The organism is Aequorivita lipolytica, from assembly GCF_007997135.1.
GTDB lineage: Bacteria > Bacteroidota > Bacteroidia > Flavobacteriales > Flavobacteriaceae > Aequorivita > Aequorivita lipolytica.
Window position 1 is genome coordinate 69,379 of sequence record NZ_VORU01000005.1, and the last position, 23,531, is coordinate 92,909.

The following is a 23,531-nucleotide window of genomic DNA, read 5'->3' on the forward strand; positions in this document are numbered from 1 at the left end:
TTTGTTTTTATGCCGAAAAACAAAACAATTCTAGTAGCACCTTTAAATTGGGGTTTAGGCCATGCCACACGCTGCATCCCAATTATTCGCGCATTACTGGAACATAATTTTAATGTTATGCTCGCTTCAGACGGAGCGGCACTGCTGTTGCTTCAGAAAGAATTTCCCGAGTTGGAATCCATTGAACTGCCTTCATATAATATAACCTACCCAAAAAAAGGAAGCCATTTTAAATATAAAATCCTCTTCAAACTTCCGCATATAAAAAAAACTATCAATTCTGAAAAGAAGATGATTAATCAATTAGCAGAAGCTGGGAAAATTCAAGGTATCATTAACGACAACCGTTTTGGGGTTAGAAATAAAAATATTCCCTCCGTATTTATTACGCACCAGCTAAACGTTTTAACTGGTAGTACTTCTTTCTTCAGCAGTAAAATGCATCAAAAAATCATCAAAAAGTTTGATGCTTGCTGGGTGCCAGATGTAGATGATGTTGTCATGAACCTAAGCGGAAAATTAGGTCATTTAAATAAAGAAGCATTTCCCGTTAATTACATTGGCGTTTTGAGCCGAATGGTTAAAAAGGAACTACCAAAGACAATAGACATTCTACTATTGCTATCGGGTCCAGAACCTCAACGCAGCATGTTTGAAGAAAAACTGAAAACTGTTTTTAAAGGAAATGATAAAAATATATTAATGGTTCGTGGATTGGTTGAAAAGGAACAGAAATGGGAGAATTTTGAAAAAATTAGAACGGTGAACTTTATGCAAAGCACAGAACTGGAAGAAACTATCAATAAAAGCAAAATAGTTGTTTCCCGCTCTGGCTACACTACTATAATGGATTTGACAATACTGGAAAAAAAAGCCTTCTTCATTCCCACACCCGGACAATACGAGCAAGAATATTTGGCAAAACGGTTAAAAGATTTGGGAATTGCACCTTACTGCAAACAGGAAAAATTTAAATTGAAAAAACTGAATAAGGTCGCAGTTTATAAAGGATTGAAGACACTATCACAGCAACCAGTTAAGTACCCAAAGTTATTTTCCCTTTTCCAAGGTAAATGAAAACTCAGAGCCAATGCCTAATTGGCTCTCCACATAAATTTTTTCATTGTGGGCCTCCACAATGTGCTTTACAATAGAAAGTCCCAAACCACTCCCTCCCTCTTTGCGCGAACCGCTTTTGTCTACTCTATAAAAACGTTCAAAAATACGCTGTAGGTTTTCTTTGGAAATACCTTCGCCATTATCTGTCACTCGCACTAAAAGTTTATTTTTTGTAATATTTTCAACGCTAACTTCCGTGGTCCCGTCCTGCTTGCCGTATTTTATTGAGTTTACTATTAAGTTAGAAAGAACTTGCTCAATTCGCTCCTTATCTGAATTTACAAGTATTTCTCCAAAATATTCCTTATCGAAAACCAGAGAAATATTCTTTTTGGCAGCTTTCATTTCAAGCAGATCAAAAACATTTTGAACCATTGTCAAGATGTTGAAATTTTCTTTATTCAGAATAAGACCACCAACTTCCAACTTGGTAATCATATCTAGATCTTTGATAATATAGATAAGCCTCTCCACTCCCTTACTGGCGCGTTGTAGATATTTTTTACGAACTTTTTTATCTTTCATCGCACCATCAAGCAATGTCAAAATATAACCTTGGACGGTAAATAAAGGAGTTTTAAGCTCGTGCGAGATATTGCCCATAAATTCCTTTCGATAATTTTCACGGATATTCAAGGTTTCAATTTCGAGCTTTTTTACACTTACATAACGCTCTACTTCGCGTGTAAGCACTTCCATGTCTGTAGTTATGGAAGGTTTGGGAAAATCTTTCTCGTTTAGAATCCGAACGTCTTTGTAAATTTTTTTAATTCGCAGATAAATAAATTTCTCAATCCTATACTGAAGAATAAAAAACGAAAGCAGAAAGGAAACCACAAAAAAGAATAGTAGCCAAGTAGAGATTATTTCCAACAATAAGTATAAAAAAACACCCATTGCCACTGTGGAAAACAAGGCAATGAGCAATGAGGTTGTAGCCGCAAAATTATATTTCTTTGAAAATTTCATTTCAGCTAAACTACGAACTTATAGCCAACTCCTTTTACTGTTTTAAATTTATCATCACCTATTTTTTCGCGGAGCTTTCTAATGTGAACATCAATGGTGCGTCCGCCAACAATTACATCATTACCCCAAATTGTGTCCAGAATGTCTTCACGCTTAAAAACTTTTCCTGGCTTGGAAGCTAAAAGCGCCAATAATTCAAACTCTTTTCTGGGTAGCACCATTTCCTTTTTTCCCAGCAGGATTTTATATTCTTCGCGGTTTATGGTCAGGTTACCCAATTTTATTTTTTCATCTTCCTCTTCTTCCTTAAACCTGCGCAATAATGCTTTTACTTTGCTAACTAGCACTTTTGGTTTGATAGGCTTGGTGATATAATCATCAGCGCCAGCTTCAAAGCCTGCCATTTGTGAGTAGTCTTCGCCGCGAGCGGTTAAAAAGGTAATTACGGTTTCAGAGAGCTCAGGAATGTTTCTTATTTTTTCGCAGGCTTCCATACCATCCATTTTTGGCATCATCACATCCATAATTATAAGCTGGGGCTTTACGCTCTTTGCTTTTTCAATTGCTTCCAAGCCATTTTCGGCAGTTTCAATATGGTACCCTTCAGAAGTAAGGTTATATCTAACTATTTCAAGAATATCCGGTTCATCATCTACCAACAGTATTGTAATGTCCTTTTTTTTCATATTAGAATATATGTTTTCAATGGTTCAAAGATACTATTATTTAATGGCAGCAAATGTTTAGCACGCTTATTGGTAACCTTAAGATAACTTTTAAATAACATAGCTCTAAAACGAGAAAAGTTTGATAATTGAGTTCTTTTTATAAACGTTTATTAATTTTTAATTCTTTGAAAGTGAAATATTTAATATCTTTAGTAAACAATCTAAACCAAATGTTATGAGAAAAATTACTTCAATTGTCGCACTTTTAATTAGCGCAGTTTCTTTTGCTCAAATAGCACTAACGAGTTTTGAGGAACCAGCAGCTTTTTCCGGTCCATATACTGATACCGGCGACGCTTCCGTAGCGCATGATTTAATCAACAATCCTAATGAACCATTAGTAGATTACACAGCGTCCAACATTGAGTTAGGCTTCAATGCCTCATATATTCCTTATGATACCCCGGGTGAAGGATTAACAGACGGTGATTTTGTAGGTGTAACAGATTCTAAACCGACCTCGTCAGATCCTTATACTGATGGAGTTCAGGGTTATAAAATAAGTGATGTAGATGGAAACTACATTTTAACTTTTGATGCAGTTGATCTTGCCGGAGTTGGATCTCCTTCCATAAGTTTAGACTATTTTATAGCAGAAACTGGCTATGAAGGTAACGGAACCGTTAATTCATCAGGTTCAGACAGATTGCGAATCTACATTATGGACCTTACAAATAGTACGGAAATTGACATCCTCAATACTGAGGGCAGTGATATTAATGACTTAGGCATTGAAGGCTCTTGGATAACGGGATCTGTAAATTTGGCTACAAACACAAATGTGCAGCTTATTATAGAGGGCAGAACCAATGCCGGTCCAGAGGCATTCTTCTTCGACAATATTGTTTTTGCTGGTACTTTGGGCTCGAGCCAACAGACCCTAGATCAGTTTGCAATGTATCCAAATCCTGCCACCAAAGGCTATGTGAACATTACCTCAAGAGTAAGCGGCGCTAAAAATGTCTCAATTTTTGACGTACTTGGAAAGCAGGTTATTAAAACAACACTTGTTGATGATAGATTAGACATTTCAAAATTGAACAGCGGTGTTTATATCCTTAAAATAGAACAAGAAAAAACTTCTACCACCAAAAAATTAGTTGTTAATTAATCTATTTTAAATTTTATTTTTAAAGCTTCTGTTTCAGCAGGAGCTTTTTTATTTACTTATTTTTGAAATGAAATTTCGTTGTTGAAAAATATGCTGGAAAAGAACATTTTTAATATTAAAAATTCTGAAGATTTTGAGCGAATAGCTATTGAAGTATTCCGTTTTCAATATGAAAATGTCTCGGTTTACAAAGATTTTTGCAATCTTTTGAGTACAAATATTTCCGAAGTAAAATCAATTATTGACATCCCTTTTCTTCCTGTTCAATTCTTCAAAAACCATAAAGTTATTGCCAAAGATTTTACCGAAGAAACCATCTTTACAAGTAGCGGAACTACTGGTAGCATTACCAGCAAACATTTTGTGACCGACTTAAAAATTTACGAAGAGAGTTTTCAAAAAGCATTTACCAAACAATACGGCGAACCAAAAAATCTTAAAATTCTAGCATTGCTTCCATCTTATTTGGAACGCGAAGGCTCCTCTTTAATTTATATGGTTGAAAAGCTGATTGAAGAAAGCAACAATTCAAATAGCGGGTTCTATTTATATGAAATGGATGCTTTGATTGAGAAGTTGGAAATGCTAGAAAAAAGTGGCGAAAAAACATTGCTTATTGGAGTATCCTACGCGCTACTAGATTTAATTGAAAGAAGAAACTTTCAGCTAAAAAATACAATTGTAATGGAAACTGGCGGAATGAAAGGCCGCCGAAAAGAAATGATAAAAGAAGAACTGCACGAAATTTTAAAGAAAGGTTTCGGGGTTGATAAAATTCACAGTGAATACGGAATGACCGAACTGCTCTCGCAAGCCTATTCCGGGGGTGATGGAATCTTCAAATGCCCACCGTGGATGAAGATTTTAACACGCGACACCGAAGATGCACTATCCTATACTTTCGGAAAAACTGGTGGAATAAATGTTATTGACTTGGCAAATCTTTATTCGTGTTCCTTTATCGCCACACAAGATTTAGGAAAAACCTTTGCAGATGGAACTTTTGAGATTTTAGGCCGTTTTGATAGTAGTGATATTCGTGGTTGTAACCTGATGGTTTTATAGGGAAATGTTTAACACAATGCGCTGAATTTCAACGTAAGTTATTGGATAAATGCCCGACCAAACCATTATGAAAAAGTGATGATTTTTCATAATTTGGTTGGTTAGTTAATTGAAGAATCCCCGTGCAAACTTTGCCGGGGATTTTTTTTGTTTATAATAGTTATGACTAAACTGCTTTTATAATAAAGTAGTTCTTCTTGCCACGCTGCAACAATACAAATTGTCCATTGATTAAATCGCTGTTTGAAACGGTAAAATCGTCAGTAACTTTTTCCTTATTTACAGAAATTGAATTTTCTTTTAAGGCACGACGGGCTTCCCCATTAGATTTCAAAAAGCCTGTTTTTTCAGCTAATGCTCCAATAATATCAACTCCTTCCTCTATTTCTTCTTTTGAAATTTCCGCTTGCGGCACTCCTTCAAAAACATCGAGAAACGTTTTTTCGTCCAGTGTTTTCAAATCTTCGGAAGTGGAATTTCCAAACAAAATTTCAGAAGCTTTTACGGCCTTTTCAAACTCTTCAGCGCTATGGACCGTAGTTGTTACTTCCTGCGCCAAACGTTTTTGAAGCAAGCGCATATGTGGTGCTTCTTTGTGCTCTGTTACCAACTTTTCTATAGTTGTTTTATCAAGAAAAGTAAATATCTTGATATACTTTTCAGCGTCGTCGTCGCTGGTGTTTAGCCAATATTGGTAGAATTTGTAAGGTGAAGTTCGGTTGGCATCTAGCCACACGTTTCCTCCTTCGCTTTTTCCAAACTTACTTCCGTCGCTTTTTGTAATCAAAGGGCAGGTAAGTGCATAGCCTTTTCCAGCATCAACTCTTCTTATTAATTCGGTTCCTGTTGTAATATTTCCCCATTGATCGCTGCCGCCCATTTGTAGCGTACAGTTCAAATTTCTGTAAAGGTGAAGAAAATCGTATCCCTGAATTAATTGATAAGTAAATTCTGTAAAAGACAAACCATCCGCACTTTCGCCACTCAAACGGCTTTTCACAGAATCTTTCGCCATCATATAGTTTACAGTAATGTGCTTACCAATACTTCTGATGAAATCCAGAAAAGAGAACTCCTTCATCCAATCATAATTGTTCACTAAAACAGCCTGGTTTTCAACACCTGAAGAAAAATCCAAAAACTGTGAAAGTTGGTTTTTTACACATTCTTGGTTGTGGCGCAATGCAGCCTCATCAAGAAGGTTTCGTTCGGCACTTTTGCCTGAAGGATCTCCAATCATTCCTGTAGCACCGCCAACCAAAGCAACTGGCCTGTGCCCACTGCGTTGATAGAATGACAGAAGCATAATAGGAACCAAATTGCCAATATGCAGCGAATCTGCCGTTGGGTCAAAACCCACATATGCAGAACGCATGGTTTCCATAAGGTGTTCTTCTGTTTCGGGCATTACATCGTGTATCATACCGCGCCATTGTAATTCTTCAACGAAATTTTTCAGCTTCATTTTTATAAAATTTTTACTCCGCCTATAAGGCTTTGGAGTTTGAGGATGCAAAGATAGCGTTCTCCTATAAAGATTCAATAATCAATGTTCAATAATCAATCTTAAGTAGGCTTTCAATGTATTTCGATTTTGTCGAGATAGCTATCGGAATCGATTTCAATTTCAGTATTTTCGCTTTATGATATTAGTAACTGGCGGCACAGGCTTGGTGGGCTCGCACCTCTTATATTTTCTGTTGAAAGAAAATGCAAGCGTGCGCGCAATTCACAGAAAAGGCAGTGACTTACAGTCTGTGAAAAAAGTTTTTTCGCTTTATACTTCTGAAGTAAATGCTCTTTTCAAAAAAATTGAATGGATTGAAGCAAATGTTACCGATGTTACCGCACTGTCGGTAGCATTTAAGGATATTACCAAAGTATACCATTGCGCGGCATTCATCAGTTTTGACCCTTCAAAATATTCAATCTTAAAGAAAGTAAATCAGGAAGGCACCGCAAATATTGTGAATATTTGCCTTGCGAACCGAGTTGAAAAATTATGCTATGTGAGTTCAGTTTCAACATTCGGAAATAGCCTCAACAACAAACTAATTAACGAAGAAACACCTTGGAATCCAGACCAAAAAAATAGTGTTTATGCCATTACAAAATACGGCGCCGAAATGGAAGTGTGGCGTGGTACTCAGGAAGGTCTTGATGCAGTAATTGTAAACCCGGGAGTTATTTTAGGCACATCGCCAGATGGCGGCGGAAGCGGTGTAATTATTGCGCTAGGTGCAAGCGGCATTCCTTTTTATCCTTCGGGAGCAATGGGAATTGTGGATGTTACAGACGTTGTAAGAGCAATGATACTACTAATGGATTCTGAAATAAAAAATGAACAATTCATCTTGGTTGGTGAAAATGTAACTTACCAAGAAATACTTTCGAAATTAGCGCTACACTTCGGCAAAAAACCACCGACTATAAAACTATCAAAAGGTTTCATGTTTTTTTTTAGCGGAATAGATTGGCTCTCGAACAAACTTTTCAATACAAAAAGAAGAATTGTAAAAGCCACGGTTCGCTCTATGTTCAAAACATCTTTTTATGAAACATCAAAGCTTAAGAAAGCTCTTGATTTTACTTTTACACCTACAACAGAAACACTCGAAAGAGTTGCCAACGAGCGTAAAAACTCATCAAATTAAACTATCTCTTATTGGCTCCACGCTTACATTTTTCTCACCAATAGTATCATTTCCAATTTTTTCCATTTCGCGAATACTATCCATTTTTTTCTGCATTGTAGTCAATCTGGCCTCAACTTTTTGAAAAATATCCATATAACTATTTATATCAGCCGCATAGTAGGCATTGCTATTTGCAAATTGAAGACTGTCTATCCCAAAATTATTATAGATTAAAGAATCCATCTTTATGCCTTTGTCAATAATAGTTTGGTTGTTTACACTTCTGGCGGCGTTGGACATATAGGTTTCTGTGAGTATATCTACCATTTGGTCCTTCGGAATAAGGTTTTCTGGTTTTTTGGGTAGTTCAACATTTTGGCAGCCAAAAAAACTTAACATCAACATAAAAAGAAAGGCCGCGTGTTTCATTATCTATTAAAGGTAAGTCTTTCAGGATTGCTTTTATTCGCGAATTTCGTGTTTTCATAAACCACAACTCCGTTTACCAAAGTATGTGTAACGCGCGATTTGAAGATAGTACCTTCAAACGGCGACCATTGACATTTGTAAAGCAGGTTCTCTTTTTTTACAGTCCAGGGCGAATTTAAATCTACCAAAACCAAATCGGCTTTGTAACCTTTTCTTATGTAGCCGCGCTCCTTTATTTGAAACAAGATAGCAGGATTGTGTGCAAACTTCTCAACAATTTTTTCCAAGGTAATTTTTCCCTTGTGGTACAATTCCAAAAGTGCAACTAAAGCGTGTTGTACCAATGGCCCTCCCGAGGGCGCATTCAAGTATTTATTGTTTTTTTCTTCCAAAGTATGCGGCGCATGGTCTGTTGCAATTACATCTATTCGGTCATCCAAAAGCGCCTTTAGCAATCCGTCTCTATCATTTTGGGTTTTTACCGCCGGGTTCCATTTTATTTTTGACCCTTTTGTTTTGTAATCTTCGTCAGTAAACCAAAGGTGATGAATACAAACCTCTGCGGTAATCTGCTTTTCTGCTAGCGGTTTATTATTGCTGAAAAGATGCGTTTCCTTTTCTGTTGAAAGATGAAAAACGTGAAGTCGGGCACCCGTTTTTTTTGCAAGTTTTATCGCATTTGAAGAAGAAATATAACAAGCCTCCTCACTTCGTATTATTGGATGAAGCTCCATGGGTATATCTTCCCCGTATTCCGCTTTATATTTTTCAAGATTTTGTTTTATTGTTGCTTCATCTTCGCAATGCGCTGAAATGAGTAACTTAGTTTTGCTGAAAATTTCTTCTAAAACTTTAGGGTTGTCCACCAGCATATTTCCTGTAGAAGAACCTAAAAATAATTTTATCCCCGCAACTTTTTGTGGATCAACTTTCAGGATTTCGTCAATATTATCATTGGTTCCGCCAAACATAAAGGAGTAGTTTGCCCACGAGGTTTTGGCAGCAATGTCAAATTTATCTTCAAGCAATTCAATCGTCGTAGCTTGTGGAATGGTATTAGGCATTTCAATAAAAGAAGTAATTCCGCCTGCCACAGCAGCCTTTGACTCGGACTCAATATCAGCCTTGTGGGTAAGTCCCGGTTCGCGAAAATGAACTTGGTCATCAATCATTCCGGGCATTAAATAGCTTCCGTCAGCATCAATAACTTTCGTGTCGGAAGATTTTGCACTAATTGTTTCGGAAATTTCTGCAATGCGACCGTCTTGTACCAAAACGTCGCCTTTTACAATTTTTCCTTCATTTACAATATTTGCGTTCTTAATTAAAACTGCTTTCATTTGTCTATTATATTCTTTTTTTTAAGGACAAATGGAACATCTTGCTACAATATTCCACTCTTCATTAAAATTTAATGAAATGATGTTTCATTAAATCTCTTTCTGTTAAATACACTTTTAAATTTCATTGCAATAACTCCAAAAATAGCTTCAGAAATAATGCCCGAGCTCATCTTAGATTCTCCTTTTGTGCGGTCTGTGAAGATTACCGGTACTTCTTTAATTTTGAATTTGTTGATGTAGGCCTTAAACTTCATCTCAATCTGAAAAGCGTAGCCAACAAAACGAATGTTGTCCAAGTTTATTTTCTCCAGCACATTGCGTCTGTAACAAATAAATCCAGCAGTGGTATCATAAATATCCATCCCCATTACAAACCGCACATATTTTGAAGCAAGCCACGACATTAAAACCCTGCTCATTGGCCAGTTTACCACATTTACGCCTTTCACATAGCGCGAGCCTATAGCCAAGTCATTTCCTTCTTTATGGCAGGCGTTAAACAAGCGGATAAGATCGTTTGGATTGTGCGAAAAATCGGCATCCATTTCAAAAATGTAATCGTACTCCTTTTCTAGCGCCCACTTAAAACCGGCAATGTACGCTGTTCCCAAGCCTTTTTTTTCGGCTCTTTTCAATATGAAAAGTTTTTCGGGATATGTATCAAAATTGGCTTCAACAACAGTTGCGGTCCCGTCAGGAGAGTTATCGTCCACAACCAAAACGTGAAACTCACGTTGCAATGAAAAAACCGTGCGCAGCAATCGCTCTATGTTTTCAATTTCATTGTAGGTTGGCACAACTACTACCGCCTTGGACATACTCCTATTTTAGCGCAAATGTACCCTTTTTTGAATAAATAAATGTGAAGTAAAATCTAATTCCCGTCTCAAAAAAGAAATTTATTTTACTGTACCTTTGCCAAAAAAAATAAAGGTGGACTTCAGCCAAAGACTTATAGAATCAACCGATTGGGCTACTTATTTGTTGCTTGGCTGCTTCGTTATATTTGCGTTGGCTAAATATTATTACCCAAAAAGATTTCAGGAATTTTCCATGCTGCCGTTAACCAACCAATACTTTTTTGTGCACGGCAAAAATGATGAATTGAACCATCCCTTCAACATGATGCTTTTTGTGGTGCAGATTATTTGTGTTTCCATATTTGTTTTTTTGCTTTTTCAAGTTTTTAATCCCTCTGAGGTTCAAAACAATAAATGGCTTTACATTCAAATTTGTACCGCCTATAATGTATTCGTTTTGATAAAATTTTCTTTGGAAAAAATTGTGGCAAATATTTTTTCAATGGATGCGGTTATTAACAACTATTTATATCAAAAATTGAGCTATCGCAACTTTCTGGGTATTTTATTTTTTGCTGGTAACCTTTTCTTTCTTTACATCTATCCTCCCAACGCATCATCATTGATCGCTTTTGGTGGAATTTTATTGACCTTAAACGCTATTGCACTGCTTTACAGTTATAAGAAAAACGGAAAATTGATATTGAGCAATTTCTTCTATTTTATTTTGTATCTTTGCGCACTTGAAATTTCACCCTATATTATCCTTTACAAAAGCTTTGTTTAAGTCGTAATATTTAATAAAATCAGGACTATTTATGAAAGTGAAAACTATTTTGGTTTCCCAGCCCGAGCCTAAAATTGAAAATTCGCCTTATTTCGATTTAATTGAAAGACAAAAGGTAAAAATAGATTTCCGCCCTTTCATTCATGTTGAGGGCGTTTCAGGCAAAGACGTCCGGACCCAAAAGGTTGATCTTGCAAATTATACGGCCATAATTCTTACCAGCCGAAACTCTGTGGACCATTATTTTAGAATTGCTGAAGAGCTTCGTTTTAAAGTTCCGGACTCAATGAAATATTTTTGTTTAAGTGAAGCCGTTGCTTATTACCTTCAAAAGTATGTAGTTTACAGGAAAAGAAAGATTTATGTGGGCAAGAGGACCTTTTCTGAACTTGCACCACTAATCAAAAAATACAAAAACGAAAAATTTCTGCTTCCAACTTCAGATAAACTAAAACCTGAAGTGCCACTTGTTCTTAACGAATTGAAAGTAGATTGGAAAGAAGCCACTTTTTATAGAACGGTGATAAGCGATCTTTCGGATCTTCGCGATGTTTATTACGATATCTTGGTATTTTTCAGCCCAAGCGGAATTCAATCGCTTTTAGAAAACTTTCCAAATTTTGAACAAAAAGAAACGCGCATTGCTGTATTCGGAAACACAACGGTAAAAGCGGCTACTGACGAAGGCCTGCGCGTAGACATTCAAGCTCCAACTCCTGAAACTCCTTCTATGACGATGGCTTTGGAAAAGTACATTAAAGAGGTGAATGGTAAAAAATAATATGGATTAATTGCAATTAGAAAAGGCTTGCCAATTGGCAAGCCTTTTTCTTTATGGGTATTTTCAGAAACTATTCTGAAGCAGGAGCTCCTGCTAGAATTTCATCATTAGCATAAGTTTCAAACTTCGCAAAGTTCTCTTTGAAAGAGTTCGACAATTCTTTAGCTTGAATATCATACGCTTTTTTGTTCTTCCAAGTTTCCTTTGGGTTCAATATTTCTGAAGGCACATTGGGACAGGATTTTGGCATCATCAGATTGAAAATTGGATGTCTCTCAAACTCAACGTCTTTTAGTTTTCCTTCCAAAGCAGCAGCAATCATTGCGCGGGTATATTTCAATTTCATCCGGCTACCCACACCATAAGGACCGCCGGTCCAGCCGGTGTTTATCAACCAAACATTAACGCCAGAATCTTTCATCTTTTTACTCAACATTTCAGCATACTCCGTAGGGTGAAGCGGCATGAATGGTGCGCCGAAACAAGCTGAGAAGTTTGGCGTGGGTTCATTAATTCCTTCTTCGGTACCGGCAACTTTCGCCGTGTAACCACTAATAAAGTGATACGCAGCTTGCCCCGGAGTCAATTTTGAAATAGGAGGCAAAACACCAAAAGCATCTGCCGTTAAAAAGAAAATATTTTTAGGGTTGTGACCAATTGATGGCTCTTGAATATTATTGATATGGTAAATTGGGTAACTTACACGGGTATTCTGTGTGATGGAAGTATCAGCAAAATCAACTTCACCGTTTTCGTTCATTACAACATTTTCGAGAATAGCACCTTGCTTTATTGCATTGTAAATGTCTGGTTCATTTTCTTCAGAAAGGTTTATAACCTTGGCGTAACAACCGCCTTCAAAATTGAAGATTTTGTTATCTGCGGTCCATCCGTGTTCGTCATCACCTATCAATTTACGATCGGGGTCTGCAGAAAGCGTTGTTTTTCCCGTTCCCGAAAGGCCAAAGAAAATAGCTGTTTCGCCATCATCGCCCACGTTTGCGGAACAGTGCATTGGCATTGTGTTTTTATCAACAGGGAGTATAAAATTAAGCGCTGAGAAAATTCCTTTTTTAATCTCGCCCGTGTAACCAGTACCACCAATTAAAGCAATTTTTTTAGTGAAGTTCAAAATCGCGAAGTTATGCTGCCGCGTACCATCTACCTCTGGATCTGCCATAAAACCAGGAGCATTCACGATAAGCCATTCTGGATCAAAAGAAGCTAATTCTTGCTCTGTGGGACGAAGAAACATATTATAGGCAAACATATTTGACCAAGGAGTTTCGGTAATCACTCGAATATTTAGCTTGTACTTTTCATCGGCGCAAGCATAGCTATCGCGCACGTATATTTCTTTCTCTGAAAGATAATCAGCAACCTTGTCATAAAGCCTGTCAAACATATCTGGCGGAAACGAAATGTTTATATTCCCCCACCACACCTTGTCGCGCGTAATATCGTCTTTTACAATAAATCTATCTTTTGGGGATCTTCCGGTAAATTCTCCCGTATTTACTGCCAAGGCGCCGCTAGCGGCTTCTGTCCCCTGTCCTTTTCGCAGTGTCTCATTGTGAAGCTCTTCAGAAGAAAGTTGATATTTAACTTTTGCATTTTTGATTCCATATTCATCAACAGAAATCGTTTTCGTAGCTTGGTTTTTATCGACCATACCTTTTTTAAATTTTGTAGAGTACAAAAGTAGGAAATCTTAGAGAGATTGAGGAAAATATAAAAAACATTTATTGCTTCTTTAACGAAAGCAATGAATACGCCAGCCAAATCCAGCCTATTATGAACAAGAATCCCCCTATTGGGGTTATAAAACCAATTTTCGCCGAGTTAAATGGTAAGACAGCATTTAGTGCGAGCAAATAAATAGATCCTGAAAAAAGAATTATGCCCGCTATAAAAAGCCAAAACACGGTTTTCTTTATCTTTTCTGAAATTAAAGGCGCCATTCCCAAAACCAAAATACCAAGGCAGTGATACATTTGGTAACGCACTCCAGTTTCGAAAGTTATGAGTGCAGAAGCATCTACGATATTCTTTAAACCGTGTGCTCCAAAAGCACCAATTGCTATAGTAACAGCTGTAAGAAAAGAAGCCGTTGTGACCATATTTTTATCAAAAACCGTCATTTTTAAAATTTGGAATTAGTAATTTCGTCCTTTACAAAATCTATCCTCAAAGTTAACAAAAAACTCTCCCAATGAGAAACATATTAATTATAGGCGCAGGAAGATCTGCCACAAGTTTAATCCGTTATTTACTGGACAAAAGTGAAAAGGAAGACCTCTTTATAACCATTGGCGATATTTCAATACAATCTGCTCAAAAATTCACCGCAGACCACCCAAATGCCCGTGGCATTATGCTCGACGTTTTTAATGATTTGCAAAGAAAGGAAGCTGTTGAAAATAGTGATTTGGTTATTTCTATGCTACCCGCGCGCTATCATATTGAAGTGGCTCGAGATTGTCTCGAGTTTGGAAAGCATATGGTTACAGCATCTTATGTGAGCAACGAAATGCAAGCGCTTAACCACAAAGCAGAATCAAAAGGACTGATTTTTATGAATGAAATTGGCCTTGACCCCGGAGTAGATCATATGAGCGCGATGCAAGTAATAGACAGAATACGGGCGAAAGGTGGCAAAATGCTACTTTTTGAATCTTTCTGCGGTGGTTTGATCGCCCCGGAAAGTGATGACAATCTGTGGAATTATAAATTTACTTGGAATCCCCGTAACGTGATCTTGGCTGGGCAGGGTGGTGCTGCCGAATTTATACAGGAAGGGAAATTTAAATACATTCCTTATCACAGACTTTTCCGAAGAACTGAGTTTATCAACATTGAAGGTTATGGCAAATTTGAAGTATTAGCAAATAGAAACTCCCTACAATACCAATCCGTTTACGGACTCGAAAATATTCTTACCCTATATCGTGGAACCATCAGAAGAGTCGGCTTTAGCAAGGCTTGGAATATGTTTGTTCAATTGGGAATGACCGATGACACCTATACCATCCCAGATTCTGAAAACCTTACGTATCGTGAGTTCGTAAACTTATTTTTGGCCTATTCCCCAACGGATTCTGTTGAGCTTAAACTTCGCTATGCCCTAAAAATCGATCAAGATGATTTGATGTGGGAAAAATTGGAGGAACTAGATCTTTTTAATACGCAAAAAACCATTGGCGTTAAGAATGCAACACCAGCCATGGCACTTCAGAAAATACTGGAAGACAAATGGACATTAGCGTCAGAAGATAAGGATATGATAGTAATGTACCACAAATTTGGTTACGAATTGGATGGAAAAAAACACCAAATTGATAGCCATATGGCATTGATTGGGGAGGACCAGACCCACACCGCTATGGCAAAAACCGTTGGACTGCCAGTGGCCATTGCATCTATAAAAATTCTAAATGGTGAAATTACAACGCCTGGAGTACAACGTCCAATCGCTAAAGAGGTTTATGAGCCTATTCTAAAAGAACTTGAAGAAAACGGAGTAATTTTCAGGGAAGAAGAAGTGGAATATTTGGGATATAATCCGGAGAATCTTCATCTTGGTTAGATGTTAGAATTTAAAAAAGCCCGCGAATTTGCGGGCTTTTTTATATCAGAAATTGTCAATTTTTTTTATCTTCTTCCCAAGAATATGGAGATGAAATATAATAAGGTAGCTAAAGAGCCGAGCGCTGCAACCACATAGGTTCTAGCTGCCCATTTTAGTGCGTCCTTTGCTCCTTCATGCTCCTGTGGCGTAACCATGTTACTGCTTTCCAACCAGACTAATGCGCGTTTGCTAGCATCAAATTCTACAGGTAGTGTAATAAAGGCAAAGGCGGTTGTTACTGCAAAAAGTATAATTCCAACTCCGAAAATCCAAGTACCAATAGCCGTTCCCATTGCGAATAGAATGATACCTGCCATTATCACAAAATTGGAGAGTTTACTGGAAACGCTTACCGCCGGAACAATAGTGGAACGTAATTTCAACCAACTGTAAGCTGTAGCGTGCTGTACCGCGTGTCCACATTCGTGGGCAGCAACGGCTGCAGCTGCGGCGTTGCGTTGCATATAAACGGGTTCGCTCAAATTCACTGTTTTCTTTGTAGGGTCGTAATGATCCGTCAGTTGGCCAGGAACGGAAATCACCTGAACATCGGTAATGCCATTATCTGCCAGCATCTTTTCTGCAATTTCCTTTCCGCTCATTCCATTCTGAAGGTGGATTTTGCTGTACTCTTTAAACTTTTTCTTTAGTTTGTTGCTTACGTACCAACTCACCAAAAAGATAATTCCTGCAACTATATAGTATCCAAACATGTTTTTTATTTTAAAATTCTTACTTCAAATTTAATCAAAAAGTGTGCAAGTTTTTAGCCTACGATATTTACAATTTTTCCAGGCACAATAATTACCTTTTTCGGCGTGCGTCCCTCCAAATACTGGGCTGTTTTCTCGTGTGCCATTACGGCAGTTTCTATTTCATCTTTGTTTAAATCAAGCGGAAGTTCGAGCGTAAAACGCATTTTTCCGTTAAAAGAGATTGGATATTCCTTGCTGCTCTCCACTAAATACTTCTCCTCAAATTTTGGGAAAGGTGCTGTGGAAATACTTTCTGAATGTCCCAGTTTCCGCCAAAGTTCCTCAGCAATGTGTGGCGCATAAGGCGAAATAAGAATTGCCAACGGCTCCAAAACATCTTTTGAATTACATTTTTGCGCAGTAAGTTCATTTACCGCAATCATAAAAGACGAAACCGAAGTATTGAAACTGAAATTCTCAATATCTTCCTGCGTTTTTTTAATTGTTTTATGAAGCGTTTTCAAGTCCTCCCCCTGCCCCTCCGAAGGAGGGGAGTCAGTTACGTAAAAACTTTCATCCGGTCCAGAATGATAGAGTTTCCAAAGTTTTTTTAGGAAACCGTGCACGCCCGTAATTCCGGCGGTATTCCAAGGTTTTGCTTGCTCCAGTGGACCGAGAAACATTTCGTATAATCTTAAAGTATCGGCTCCGTATTGCTCGCAAATATCGTCGGGATTTACCACATTGTATTTGCTTTTGGACATTTTTTCTACTTCGCGGGAAACAATATATTTTTCATTATTATTATTTATTTCTATTCCTTTTTCTGAAATAAAAATAGCCTCTTTATATTCTTCTCTTGAATTTCGAAATGCTTCAATATCTAATTCATTATGAATATTTACCAAAGACACATCTACATGCAAATCATTAATAAAGGGTACTAATTGGCTTAAAAAATCTTCCGAAACATCTCTTGATTGTTCGCGTATAATACTTAATAATTTATTTCGTAAACTAATTGTGGACAATAGTCCATTTTGAACTTGTCCTTTTTCCCTTAAAATATTATATGATATAAAGAAATTTGGAATTTTTTTTAATATTTCAATAGTTTCAGAATTATCTTCTTTTACATTTCCGGAGGCCAAAGTAACTCGATAAACAAAAGCACTCTCCCCCAAAATCATCCCTTGATTTATCAGCTTTTTGAAAGGTTCTTCCACTGGCGCAAAACCGCGGTCGTGCATAAATTTTACCCAAAAACGGCTGTACAACAAATGGCCGGTGGCGTGCTCGCTTCCACCAATGTATAAATCCACATTTTTCCAATAGTTTAACGCTTCTTTTGAAGCAAAAACTTCGTCGCGCTTGCTATCACTTTCAGTTTTTCCGGATTCCATATATCGGAAAAAGTACCAACTACTTCCAGCCCAACCTGGCATTGTGTTTAGTTCAAGAGGAAAAATGTCCTCCCCCGACCCCTCCAAAGGAGGGGAGACAACCTCCCTAGTTCTTTCATCCCAGTGCCATTTTTCAGCTCGGCCCAAAGGTGGTTCGCCTTCTTCGGTTGGTAAATATTTTTCAACATCGGGAAGTCGCAATGGCAAACATTCCGTGGGGATTGCGTGCGGCATTCCGTCTTTGTAATAAATCGGGAACGGCTCGCCCCAATAACGCTGGCGACTAAAAACGGCATCGCGCAAACGGTAATTTATTTTGCCTTCGCCAACACCTTTTTCTTCAAAGGCAGCGATTATTTTTTCGGTAGCTGCGGAATAGCTTAGGTCATTTAAAAAATCGCTGTTCGTGATGGTTGTATTTTCCTTATCGGAATATGCTTCCTCAGAAATATCTGCATCCTTAAATATATTCGGAATTGGTATCTTAAAATGTTTTGCAAAATCATAATCACGCTGATCGCCGCAGGGAACGCTCATTACTGCGCCCGTTCCGTAGCCAGCCAAAACGTAATCGCCAATCCAAACCGGAAGGGAATCACCCGTAAAAGGATGTTCCGCATAAGCACCTGTGAAAACGCCAGTAATGGTTTTTACATCGGCCATTCTTTCGCGCTCGCTTCGTTTTGCGGTGGCTTCCACATAATTTTCAACAGCTTCTTTTTGTTCCGAAGTTGTGATTTTTGAAACTAAATCGTGCTCTGGCGCCAAAACCATAAAACTTACCCCGAAGATAGTATCGGGACGTGTTGTAAAAACTGGGATTGTCCCCCTTGCCCCCAAAGGGGGGATTGAGACCTGTTCTAAATGCTCTAAAAAGTCCCCACCTAAATCCTCCCCCGTAGGGAGGACTTTTAATGTTGATTCAATTTTTGATACTACTTTTTGTAAATTATTTATGACCTCATTATTAGTAAATCGTAGAATTTTAAACCCTTTTTTTTCTTTTAAAAGCAATTCCCGTTCTCCATCTTTTTCAAGTTGATATTGATGAATTTCGCCGTCAACTTCAATAATTAATCTTTTGGAAAGACAAACAAAATCAACGATATAATTATCGATTGGATGTTGTTGGCGGAATTTATAGCCTACTTTTTTTGTGCGTAATTCGTTCCATAATATAGATTCCGCTTTTGTTGGATTTTTACGCATCTCCTTAGCACGGGAAAGCAATGTTCCGATTATAGCAGAATTTCCCGTCAAATAACCCGCGCTCTCAGCTCCTCTTCCTTTGGAATCTGTTGAGACGTTCACATCTCCCCTTCCTTTGGAAGGGGCCGGGGGTAGGACTTTGAATTCTACTATCGCTCCCTTCGAGCGCCCAATCCAGTTGGTCTGCGAATCTTTAAGCGGTTGCGGCCAGTCTATTTTATCAAGTCCATCTAGCAAGCGTTGGGCGTAGGCGGTAATGCGCATACTCCACTGTTTCATCTTTTTTCGGATCACGGGATAGCCACCGCGTTCGGAAACGCCATTTACTATTTCGTCATTTGCCAAAACGGTGCCTAATTGTGCACACCAATTCACTTCGGTTTCGGCTAAATAGGTTAATCTGTATTTTAAAAGGATTTCTTGTTTTTGGATTTCTGAAAACTCAAGCCATTCGGAAGCAGTAAAATGTGCAATTCCTTCATCGCAGGCTGCGTTTATGTGGATATTTCCTTCCGAAGAAAAAATACTTCGCAGCTCTTCAATGGAGCGTGCTTTATCAGAGTCTTTATCGTACCAACTTTCAAAAAGCTGTAAGAAAATCCACTGCGTCCATTTATAATATTCGGGATTTGAAGTTCGCACTTCGCGGCTCCAATCAAATGAAAACCCAATTCTATCCAATTGTTTACGGTAGCCTTCTATCTCGTTTCCGTTTTTATCCACGCCGCCTTCAATATTCACCTTTGTGGTTTCGGCTGGGTGTTGCCCAGTTTGGATTGCATATTGTTCCGCAGGAAGTCCGAAAGAGTCATAACCCATGGGGTGCAAAACATTGAAACCTTGATGGCGTTTAAATCTTGCATAAACATCACTAGCAATATAACCAAGCGGATGCCCAACGTGTAGACCGGCTCCGGAGGGATATGGAAACATATCCAACACGTAATATTTTGGTTTTTCGCTTAAATTTTCAGCTTTAAAAGTATGGTTTTTGGCCCAATGCTTTTGCCACTTTGCTTCTATTTCGTTGAAGTGATATTTGCTCATTATGGATATTTCAAGTAAAAAAAATGAACTCCTTCGCTGAAGCCTCGGAGTTTGGGGACAAATTTAAGGTTTATTGAAGAAGTAAAACCCTATAATTTAAAAATTTGGATGTAATAAATTTCCAGAATAAAGTACCCAAATCATTGAAAGGATTGCTGAAATATTAATAGCGATCCCGAAGAGTTTCATTTGCGCTACGGTATAAGGTTTGTTTTTGAAAAAAACGAAAATATCCAAAATAAGCCACAAGGAAAAAGCAAACAAAAAACCCGACAGCACCCAATCATCAAACCAAAATTTTAAGATGTACACTTCAAATAAAAGCAGAAAAAGCATAAGAAACTTTGCCTTTTTTCTTCCTATTAAAACTGCTGTAGTTTTCTTTCTGGCCAATTTATCCGGTTCTATGTCCATTATTTCCCCAGCAATGTGGGCCTGAAATGCAAATAGTGAAAGATAAAGCAATGTTTGCCACGGAATCATTTCCAAATCGTTCAAAAGAATACTGAAAAGTGCGGTAAAAACGTAACCAACCTGCATTAAAATCTCGAATGGTGGGCGCTCTTTAATGCGAAAAGGTTTGTAATTATAAATGATATTAATAACAATCATAAACAAAAGCAAAATAAACAATTCACCACCCCCAACATATGAGAAATAGGCTAGAAAAGGTACCATTACAATAAAAATATTGCGCGGCACGCTTGCCAATTTTTCTTTGCTTAGTTTGGCTCCAAATAGATAATTTCCTTTCCTTGGGTTTAATGAATCTGCCTTTCCATCGGTAAAGTCATTCAAGCCATAAACTAAGAAATTCAATGGAAATGTTACAAAGAAGAGGCCAACCCAGAAAAGTGGCTTCTCCCAAAAATTTGAAGATAGTCCAAAAGGGACTAAATAAATCCAAATTGTTGGAAACCATAGTCCCGGCCGGGAGATTTTTAGGGCTTTCAGTAGATTCTTGATAGTAGCAATTAAATTTAAGGCGCTTCAAATTTAATCTTATTATAACAAATCGGAAACTTTCAGCGTTGTTTAACACAAGATGCAAAATTACTTGTATTTTTACGCCAAAATTTAGCAAACCTTATGAGTTCTTCTTTTGAAAAATACCAAAAACGCAGGTTGATTTCTTCCTATTTTTCAGTGGTCATTAGTATTTCTTTGGTACTTTTTCTCTTGGGATTGTTGGGATTGTTGGTATTGAATTCAAAAAAAGTAGCCGATTATTTTAAGGAACAAATAGCAATTACCGTCTTTCTGAAAGACACTGCAAAAGAGGTTGAAATTACACAACTCAAGCAAAGTCTCGCGTTGGCAGAGTTTACAAAATCTGCAAATTTTGTTTCGAAAGAAGACGCAGCGAAGGAGCACCAAGAAACTTTGGGCGAGAATTTTATTGAATATTTGGGCGATAATCCACTGCAAAACAGCATAGACGTTTATATTTTGGCAGATTACGTTACGCCACAAAAAATGGAGGAAATAACTAACGAACTGAAAAACAAGAATTTTGTTGATGATGTAATTTATGACAAACCTTTAATCGCGCAGCTTACTGAAAATGTACAAAGAATAAGTTTTTGGGTTTTAGTAATTAGCGGAATTTTTACCTTTATCGCTGTGTTGCTTATAAACAGCAGTATTCGACTTTCTATTTATTCAAAACGATTTACTATAAAAACGATGCAAATGGTTGGCGCAACTAAAAAATTTATTCGCAAACCCTTTGTTTGGAAAAGTGTCCGCCTGGGGATAGTAGGAGCAATTGTAGCTATGATTGGGATGGGCATAGTTCTTTATTACTTAAACGAAAGCTTTCCACAACTTCAATTATTAAGCGATCCTGTATTGTTGGGAGTGCTCTTTGCAATTATATTTTTGATGGGCGTTTTAATAACCTGGATCAGCACTTTTATTGCTACACAACGTTTTTTAAATTTGCGCACCGATGATTTGTATTATTAACCGTTCATCTAGGTACTAGAAACCTGTAACTTTGAACTTGTAACCTGTAACCTTTTTATAATGGGAGAGAAAAAACGAAAAGAGGATTTTAAACCAGAATTTGTTTTTGAGAGAAAAAATTACACTTTTATGCTCATAGGCGTCGTTTTTATTGCGCTTGGTTTTATTTTGATGACTGGAGGAGGAAGCGACGATCCAAACGTTTTCAATCCTGAAATTTACAATTGGCGCCGCATTCGTTTAGCTCCAGCCCTCGTGCTTTTAGGCTTTGCAATTGAAGTGTATGCCATTTTATTGAAACCCGATAGCAAAGAAGAAAATTAGTGGATACATTACAAGCCGTCGTTCTTGCAATTATTGAAGGACTTACCGAATTTTTACCCGTTTCTTCAACGGGACATATGATAATCGCCTCTTCCTTTTTTGGAATTGCTGGCGATGATTTTACCAAGCTTTTTACCATCGTTATCCAGCTGGGAACCATTATGAGCGTTGTGGTGTTATACTTTAAACGTTTTTTTCAGAGTATGGATTTTTACTACAAGCTTTTTGTAGCTTTTCTTCCTGCGGTATTTTTAGGACTTCTTTTAAGCGATTTTATTGATAGTCTTTTAGAAAACCCAATTACCGTTGCGGTTTCTTTAATTATTGGCGGATTTATTCTCTTAAAAGTGGACGATTGGTTTGGCGATGGAGAAGAAACTGAAATTTCATATTTAACAGCTTTAAAAATTGGTTTCTTTCAATGTTTGGCAATGATCCCTGGCGTTTCGCGAAGTGGTGCGAGCATTGTAGGTGGTATGAGCCAGAAACTTTCAAGAACTGTGGCTGCAGAATTTTCTTTCTTTTTGGCAATTCCAACAATGTTGGGAGCTACGGTAAAGAAAAGTTATGACTATTACGAAGCAGGATTTCAGCTTTCTTCAGAACAAGTTAATTTACTGATAATTGGGAACGTTATTGGTTTTATCGTGGCTTTAGTCGCTATCAAATCTTTCATAAACTACTTGAGCAAACACGGTTTTAAGATATTCGGCTACTATCGCATTATTGCTGGAATCGCTGTTTTATTAATTCACTTTTTCATTCAAGAACTTACAGTAATTTAATGACTGCGGAAGACTACAAAGAAGGCCAAGTAATTTTGATAGACAAGCCATTGGAGTGGACTTCATTCCAAGCAGTGAATAAAGTGCGTTGGTTAATCAGAAAATCTTTCGGAATTAATAAAATAAAAGTGGGTCACGCAGGTACTCTCGATCCTTTAGCTACCGGGCTTTTGATTATTTGTTCCGGAAAATTGACAAAAAAAATAGATACTTTTCAAGCGCAGGAAAAGGAATATACGGGAACATTCACTTTGGGCGCAACCACGCCCAGTTACGATTTGGAAACTGAAGTTGATAAAACTTTTGACATTTCAAAAATTACTTCAGAAAAAATACATGAAGCTACAAAACTATTTTTGGGCGAAATAAAACAACAGCCCCCAATTTTTTCAGCTTTGAAAAAAGATGGAAAACGCTTGTATGAATTCGCCCGAAGCGGTGAAGAAGTTGAAATTCCCTTTAGAACCGTCACCATTTCAGAATTTGAAATAACGAAAATTGAGCTTCCAAATGTTGCTTTCAGAGTGGTTTGCAGTAAAGGGACGTACATTCGCTCGCTAGCAAATGATTTTGGAAAAGCTTTAGAAAGTGGTGCCCATCTTTCTGCTTTGCGAAGAACCCGAATTGGAAAATTTTCTGTGCAAAATGCTATTGGGATTGATGCTTTTGAAGCCTCACTCCCAAGTTAAAATAACGCCAATACC

22 protein-coding genes are annotated in these 23,531 nt (G+C 37.6%); 11 read left to right on the forward strand and 11 right to left on the reverse strand.

What is annotated here, in order from left to right; translation table 11 throughout:
* Positions 1-9 precede the first annotated feature (9 nt).
* The gene (locus ESV24_RS07970; protein ID WP_111814250.1) at positions 10-1,077 is read left to right on the forward strand and encodes a glycosyltransferase; all 1,068 of its coding nucleotides are present in this window, start codon (positions 10-12) and stop codon (positions 1,075-1,077) included.
* Here ESV24_RS07970 and ESV24_RS07975 read toward each other — a convergent pair.
* Together ESV24_RS07975 and ESV24_RS07980 are read right to left on the reverse strand one after the other, a co-directional pair.
* The gene (locus ESV24_RS07975; protein ID WP_111814248.1) at positions 1,051-2,088 is read right to left on the reverse strand and encodes a sensor histidine kinase; all 1,038 of its coding nucleotides are present in this window, start codon (positions 2,086-2,088) and stop codon (positions 1,051-1,053) included. The genes ESV24_RS07970 and ESV24_RS07975 overlap by 27 nt on opposite strands.
* Before the next feature lie 5 nt (positions 2,089-2,093).
* A complete protein-coding gene (locus ESV24_RS07980; RefSeq protein ID WP_111814246.1) occupies positions 2,094-2,774 on the reverse strand; it encodes a response regulator transcription factor in 681 nt (226 codons plus the stop codon).
* Positions 2,775-2,991: 217 nt separating this feature from the next.
* On the opposite strand from ESV24_RS07980, the gene ESV24_RS07985 reads away from it, so the two are divergent.
* Together ESV24_RS07985 and ESV24_RS07990 are read left to right on the forward strand one after the other, a co-directional pair.
* Positions 2,992-3,927 carry a T9SS type A sorting domain-containing protein gene (locus ESV24_RS07985; RefSeq protein ID WP_111814244.1) on the forward strand — a complete coding sequence of 312 codons (936 nt, stop codon included), beginning with the start codon at positions 2,992-2,994 and terminating at the stop codon, positions 3,925-3,927.
* 90 nt (positions 3,928-4,017) lie between these two features.
* Positions 4,018-4,992, forward strand: coding sequence for a LuxE/PaaK family acyltransferase (locus ESV24_RS07990; protein ID WP_111814242.1), 975 nt, complete (start codon positions 4,018-4,020; stop codon positions 4,990-4,992).
* A 166-nt stretch (positions 4,993-5,158) separates the two neighbouring features.
* Here ESV24_RS07990 and tyrS read toward each other — a convergent pair whose 3' ends face one another.
* The gene (gene tyrS / locus ESV24_RS07995) at positions 5,159-6,457 is read right to left on the reverse strand and encodes a tyrosine--tRNA ligase (RefSeq protein ID WP_111814240.1); all 1,299 of its coding nucleotides are present in this window, start codon (positions 6,455-6,457) and stop codon (positions 5,159-5,161) included.
* A 178-nt stretch (positions 6,458-6,635) separates the two neighbouring features.
* Here tyrS and ESV24_RS08000 point away from each other — a divergent pair, with 178 nt between their 5' ends.
* The gene (locus ESV24_RS08000) at positions 6,636-7,646 is read left to right on the forward strand and encodes an NAD-dependent epimerase/dehydratase family protein (RefSeq protein WP_111814238.1); all 1,011 of its coding nucleotides are present in this window, start codon (positions 6,636-6,638) and stop codon (positions 7,644-7,646) included.
* Here the strand turns inward: ESV24_RS08000 and ESV24_RS08005 are convergent.
* From ESV24_RS08005 to ESV24_RS08015, 3 genes are all read right to left on the reverse strand, one after another.
* Positions 7,638-8,057 carry a DUF4296 domain-containing protein gene (locus tag ESV24_RS08005; protein ID WP_111814236.1) on the reverse strand — a complete coding sequence of 140 codons (420 nt, stop codon included), beginning with the start codon at positions 8,055-8,057 and terminating at the stop codon, positions 7,638-7,640. The genes ESV24_RS08000 and ESV24_RS08005 overlap by 9 nt on opposite strands.
* On the reverse strand, positions 8,057-9,397 hold the full coding sequence (locus ESV24_RS08010) for a dihydroorotase (protein WP_111814234.1): 1,341 nt from the start codon (positions 9,395-9,397) through the stop codon (positions 8,057-8,059). Before ESV24_RS08010 ends, ESV24_RS08005 begins: the two co-directional genes overlap by 1 nt.
* Positions 9,398-9,468: 71 nt before the next feature.
* Entirely contained in the window at positions 9,469-10,218 is a 750-nt protein-coding gene (locus ESV24_RS08015) for a polyprenol monophosphomannose synthase (protein WP_111814232.1), read from the reverse strand.
* A 115-nt stretch (positions 10,219-10,333) separates the two neighbouring features.
* On the opposite strand from ESV24_RS08015, the gene ESV24_RS08020 reads away from it, so the two are divergent.
* The gene (locus ESV24_RS08020) at positions 10,334-10,987 is read left to right on the forward strand and encodes a DUF4271 domain-containing protein (protein ID WP_160110582.1); all 654 of its coding nucleotides are present in this window, start codon (positions 10,334-10,336) and stop codon (positions 10,985-10,987) included.
* Positions 10,988-11,018: 31 nt separating this feature from the next.
* Positions 11,019-11,768, forward strand: coding sequence for a uroporphyrinogen-III synthase (locus ESV24_RS08025; protein WP_111814228.1), 750 nt, complete (start codon positions 11,019-11,021; stop codon positions 11,766-11,768).
* A gap of 70 nt (positions 11,769-11,838) precedes the next feature.
* Here the strand turns inward: ESV24_RS08025 and pckA are convergent, their stop codons facing one another.
* Both pckA and ESV24_RS08035 read right to left on the reverse strand, forming a co-directional pair.
* The gene (pckA, locus tag ESV24_RS08030) at positions 11,839-13,440 is read right to left on the reverse strand and encodes a phosphoenolpyruvate carboxykinase (ATP) (protein WP_111814227.1); all 1,602 of its coding nucleotides are present in this window, start codon (positions 13,438-13,440) and stop codon (positions 11,839-11,841) included.
* 70 nt (positions 13,441-13,510) lie between these two features.
* Positions 13,511-13,909, reverse strand: a complete 399-nt coding sequence (locus tag ESV24_RS08035) for a DUF423 domain-containing protein (RefSeq protein WP_111814225.1) — start codon at positions 13,907-13,909, stop codon at positions 13,511-13,513.
* Positions 13,910-13,980: 71 nt separating this feature from the next.
* On the opposite strand from ESV24_RS08035, the gene ESV24_RS08040 reads away from it, so the two are divergent.
* The gene (locus ESV24_RS08040) at positions 13,981-15,354 is read left to right on the forward strand and encodes a saccharopine dehydrogenase family protein (protein WP_111814223.1); all 1,374 of its coding nucleotides are present in this window, start codon (positions 13,981-13,983) and stop codon (positions 15,352-15,354) included.
* A 65-nt stretch (positions 15,355-15,419) separates the two neighbouring features.
* Here ESV24_RS08040 and ESV24_RS08045 read toward each other — a convergent pair whose 3' ends face one another.
* From ESV24_RS08045 to ESV24_RS08055, 3 genes are all read right to left on the reverse strand, one after another.
* Positions 15,420-16,109, reverse strand: coding sequence for a zinc metallopeptidase (locus ESV24_RS08045; protein WP_111814221.1), 690 nt, complete (start codon positions 16,107-16,109; stop codon positions 15,420-15,422).
* 53 nt (positions 16,110-16,162) lie between these two features.
* Complete coding sequence (locus tag ESV24_RS08050) at positions 16,163-19,750, reverse strand: leucine--tRNA ligase (RefSeq protein WP_111814219.1); 3,588 nt, start codon at positions 19,748-19,750, stop codon at positions 16,163-16,165.
* A gap of 96 nt (positions 19,751-19,846) precedes the next feature.
* A complete protein-coding gene (locus tag ESV24_RS08055) occupies positions 19,847-20,725 on the reverse strand; it encodes a UbiA family prenyltransferase (protein WP_111814217.1) in 879 nt (292 codons plus the stop codon).
* A 114-nt stretch (positions 20,726-20,839) separates the two neighbouring features.
* Between ESV24_RS08055 and ESV24_RS08060 the strand changes: the two genes are divergently transcribed.
* From ESV24_RS08060 to truB, 4 genes are read left to right on the forward strand one after another with little or no spacing between them, the layout of a single operon-like run.
* The gene (locus ESV24_RS08060; RefSeq protein WP_111814216.1) at positions 20,840-21,718 is read left to right on the forward strand and encodes a cell division protein FtsX; all 879 of its coding nucleotides are present in this window, start codon (positions 20,840-20,842) and stop codon (positions 21,716-21,718) included.
* A 60-nt stretch (positions 21,719-21,778) separates the two neighbouring features.
* Positions 21,779-22,042 carry a DUF3098 domain-containing protein gene (locus ESV24_RS08065; protein WP_111814214.1) on the forward strand — a complete coding sequence of 88 codons (264 nt, stop codon included), beginning with the start codon at positions 21,779-21,781 and terminating at the stop codon, positions 22,040-22,042.
* Positions 22,042-22,827 (forward strand): undecaprenyl-diphosphate phosphatase, encoded by a 786-nt coding sequence (locus ESV24_RS08070; protein ID WP_111814212.1) that lies wholly within the window; start codon positions 22,042-22,044, stop codon positions 22,825-22,827. Before ESV24_RS08065 ends, ESV24_RS08070 begins: the two co-directional genes overlap by 1 nt.
* On the forward strand, positions 22,827-23,516 hold the full coding sequence (gene truB, locus ESV24_RS08075) for a tRNA pseudouridine(55) synthase TruB (protein WP_111814211.1): 690 nt from the start codon (positions 22,827-22,829) through the stop codon (positions 23,514-23,516). The genes ESV24_RS08070 and truB overlap by 1 nt, the downstream gene beginning before the upstream one ends.
* The last annotated feature ends 15 nt before the right edge of the window (positions 23,517-23,531 follow it).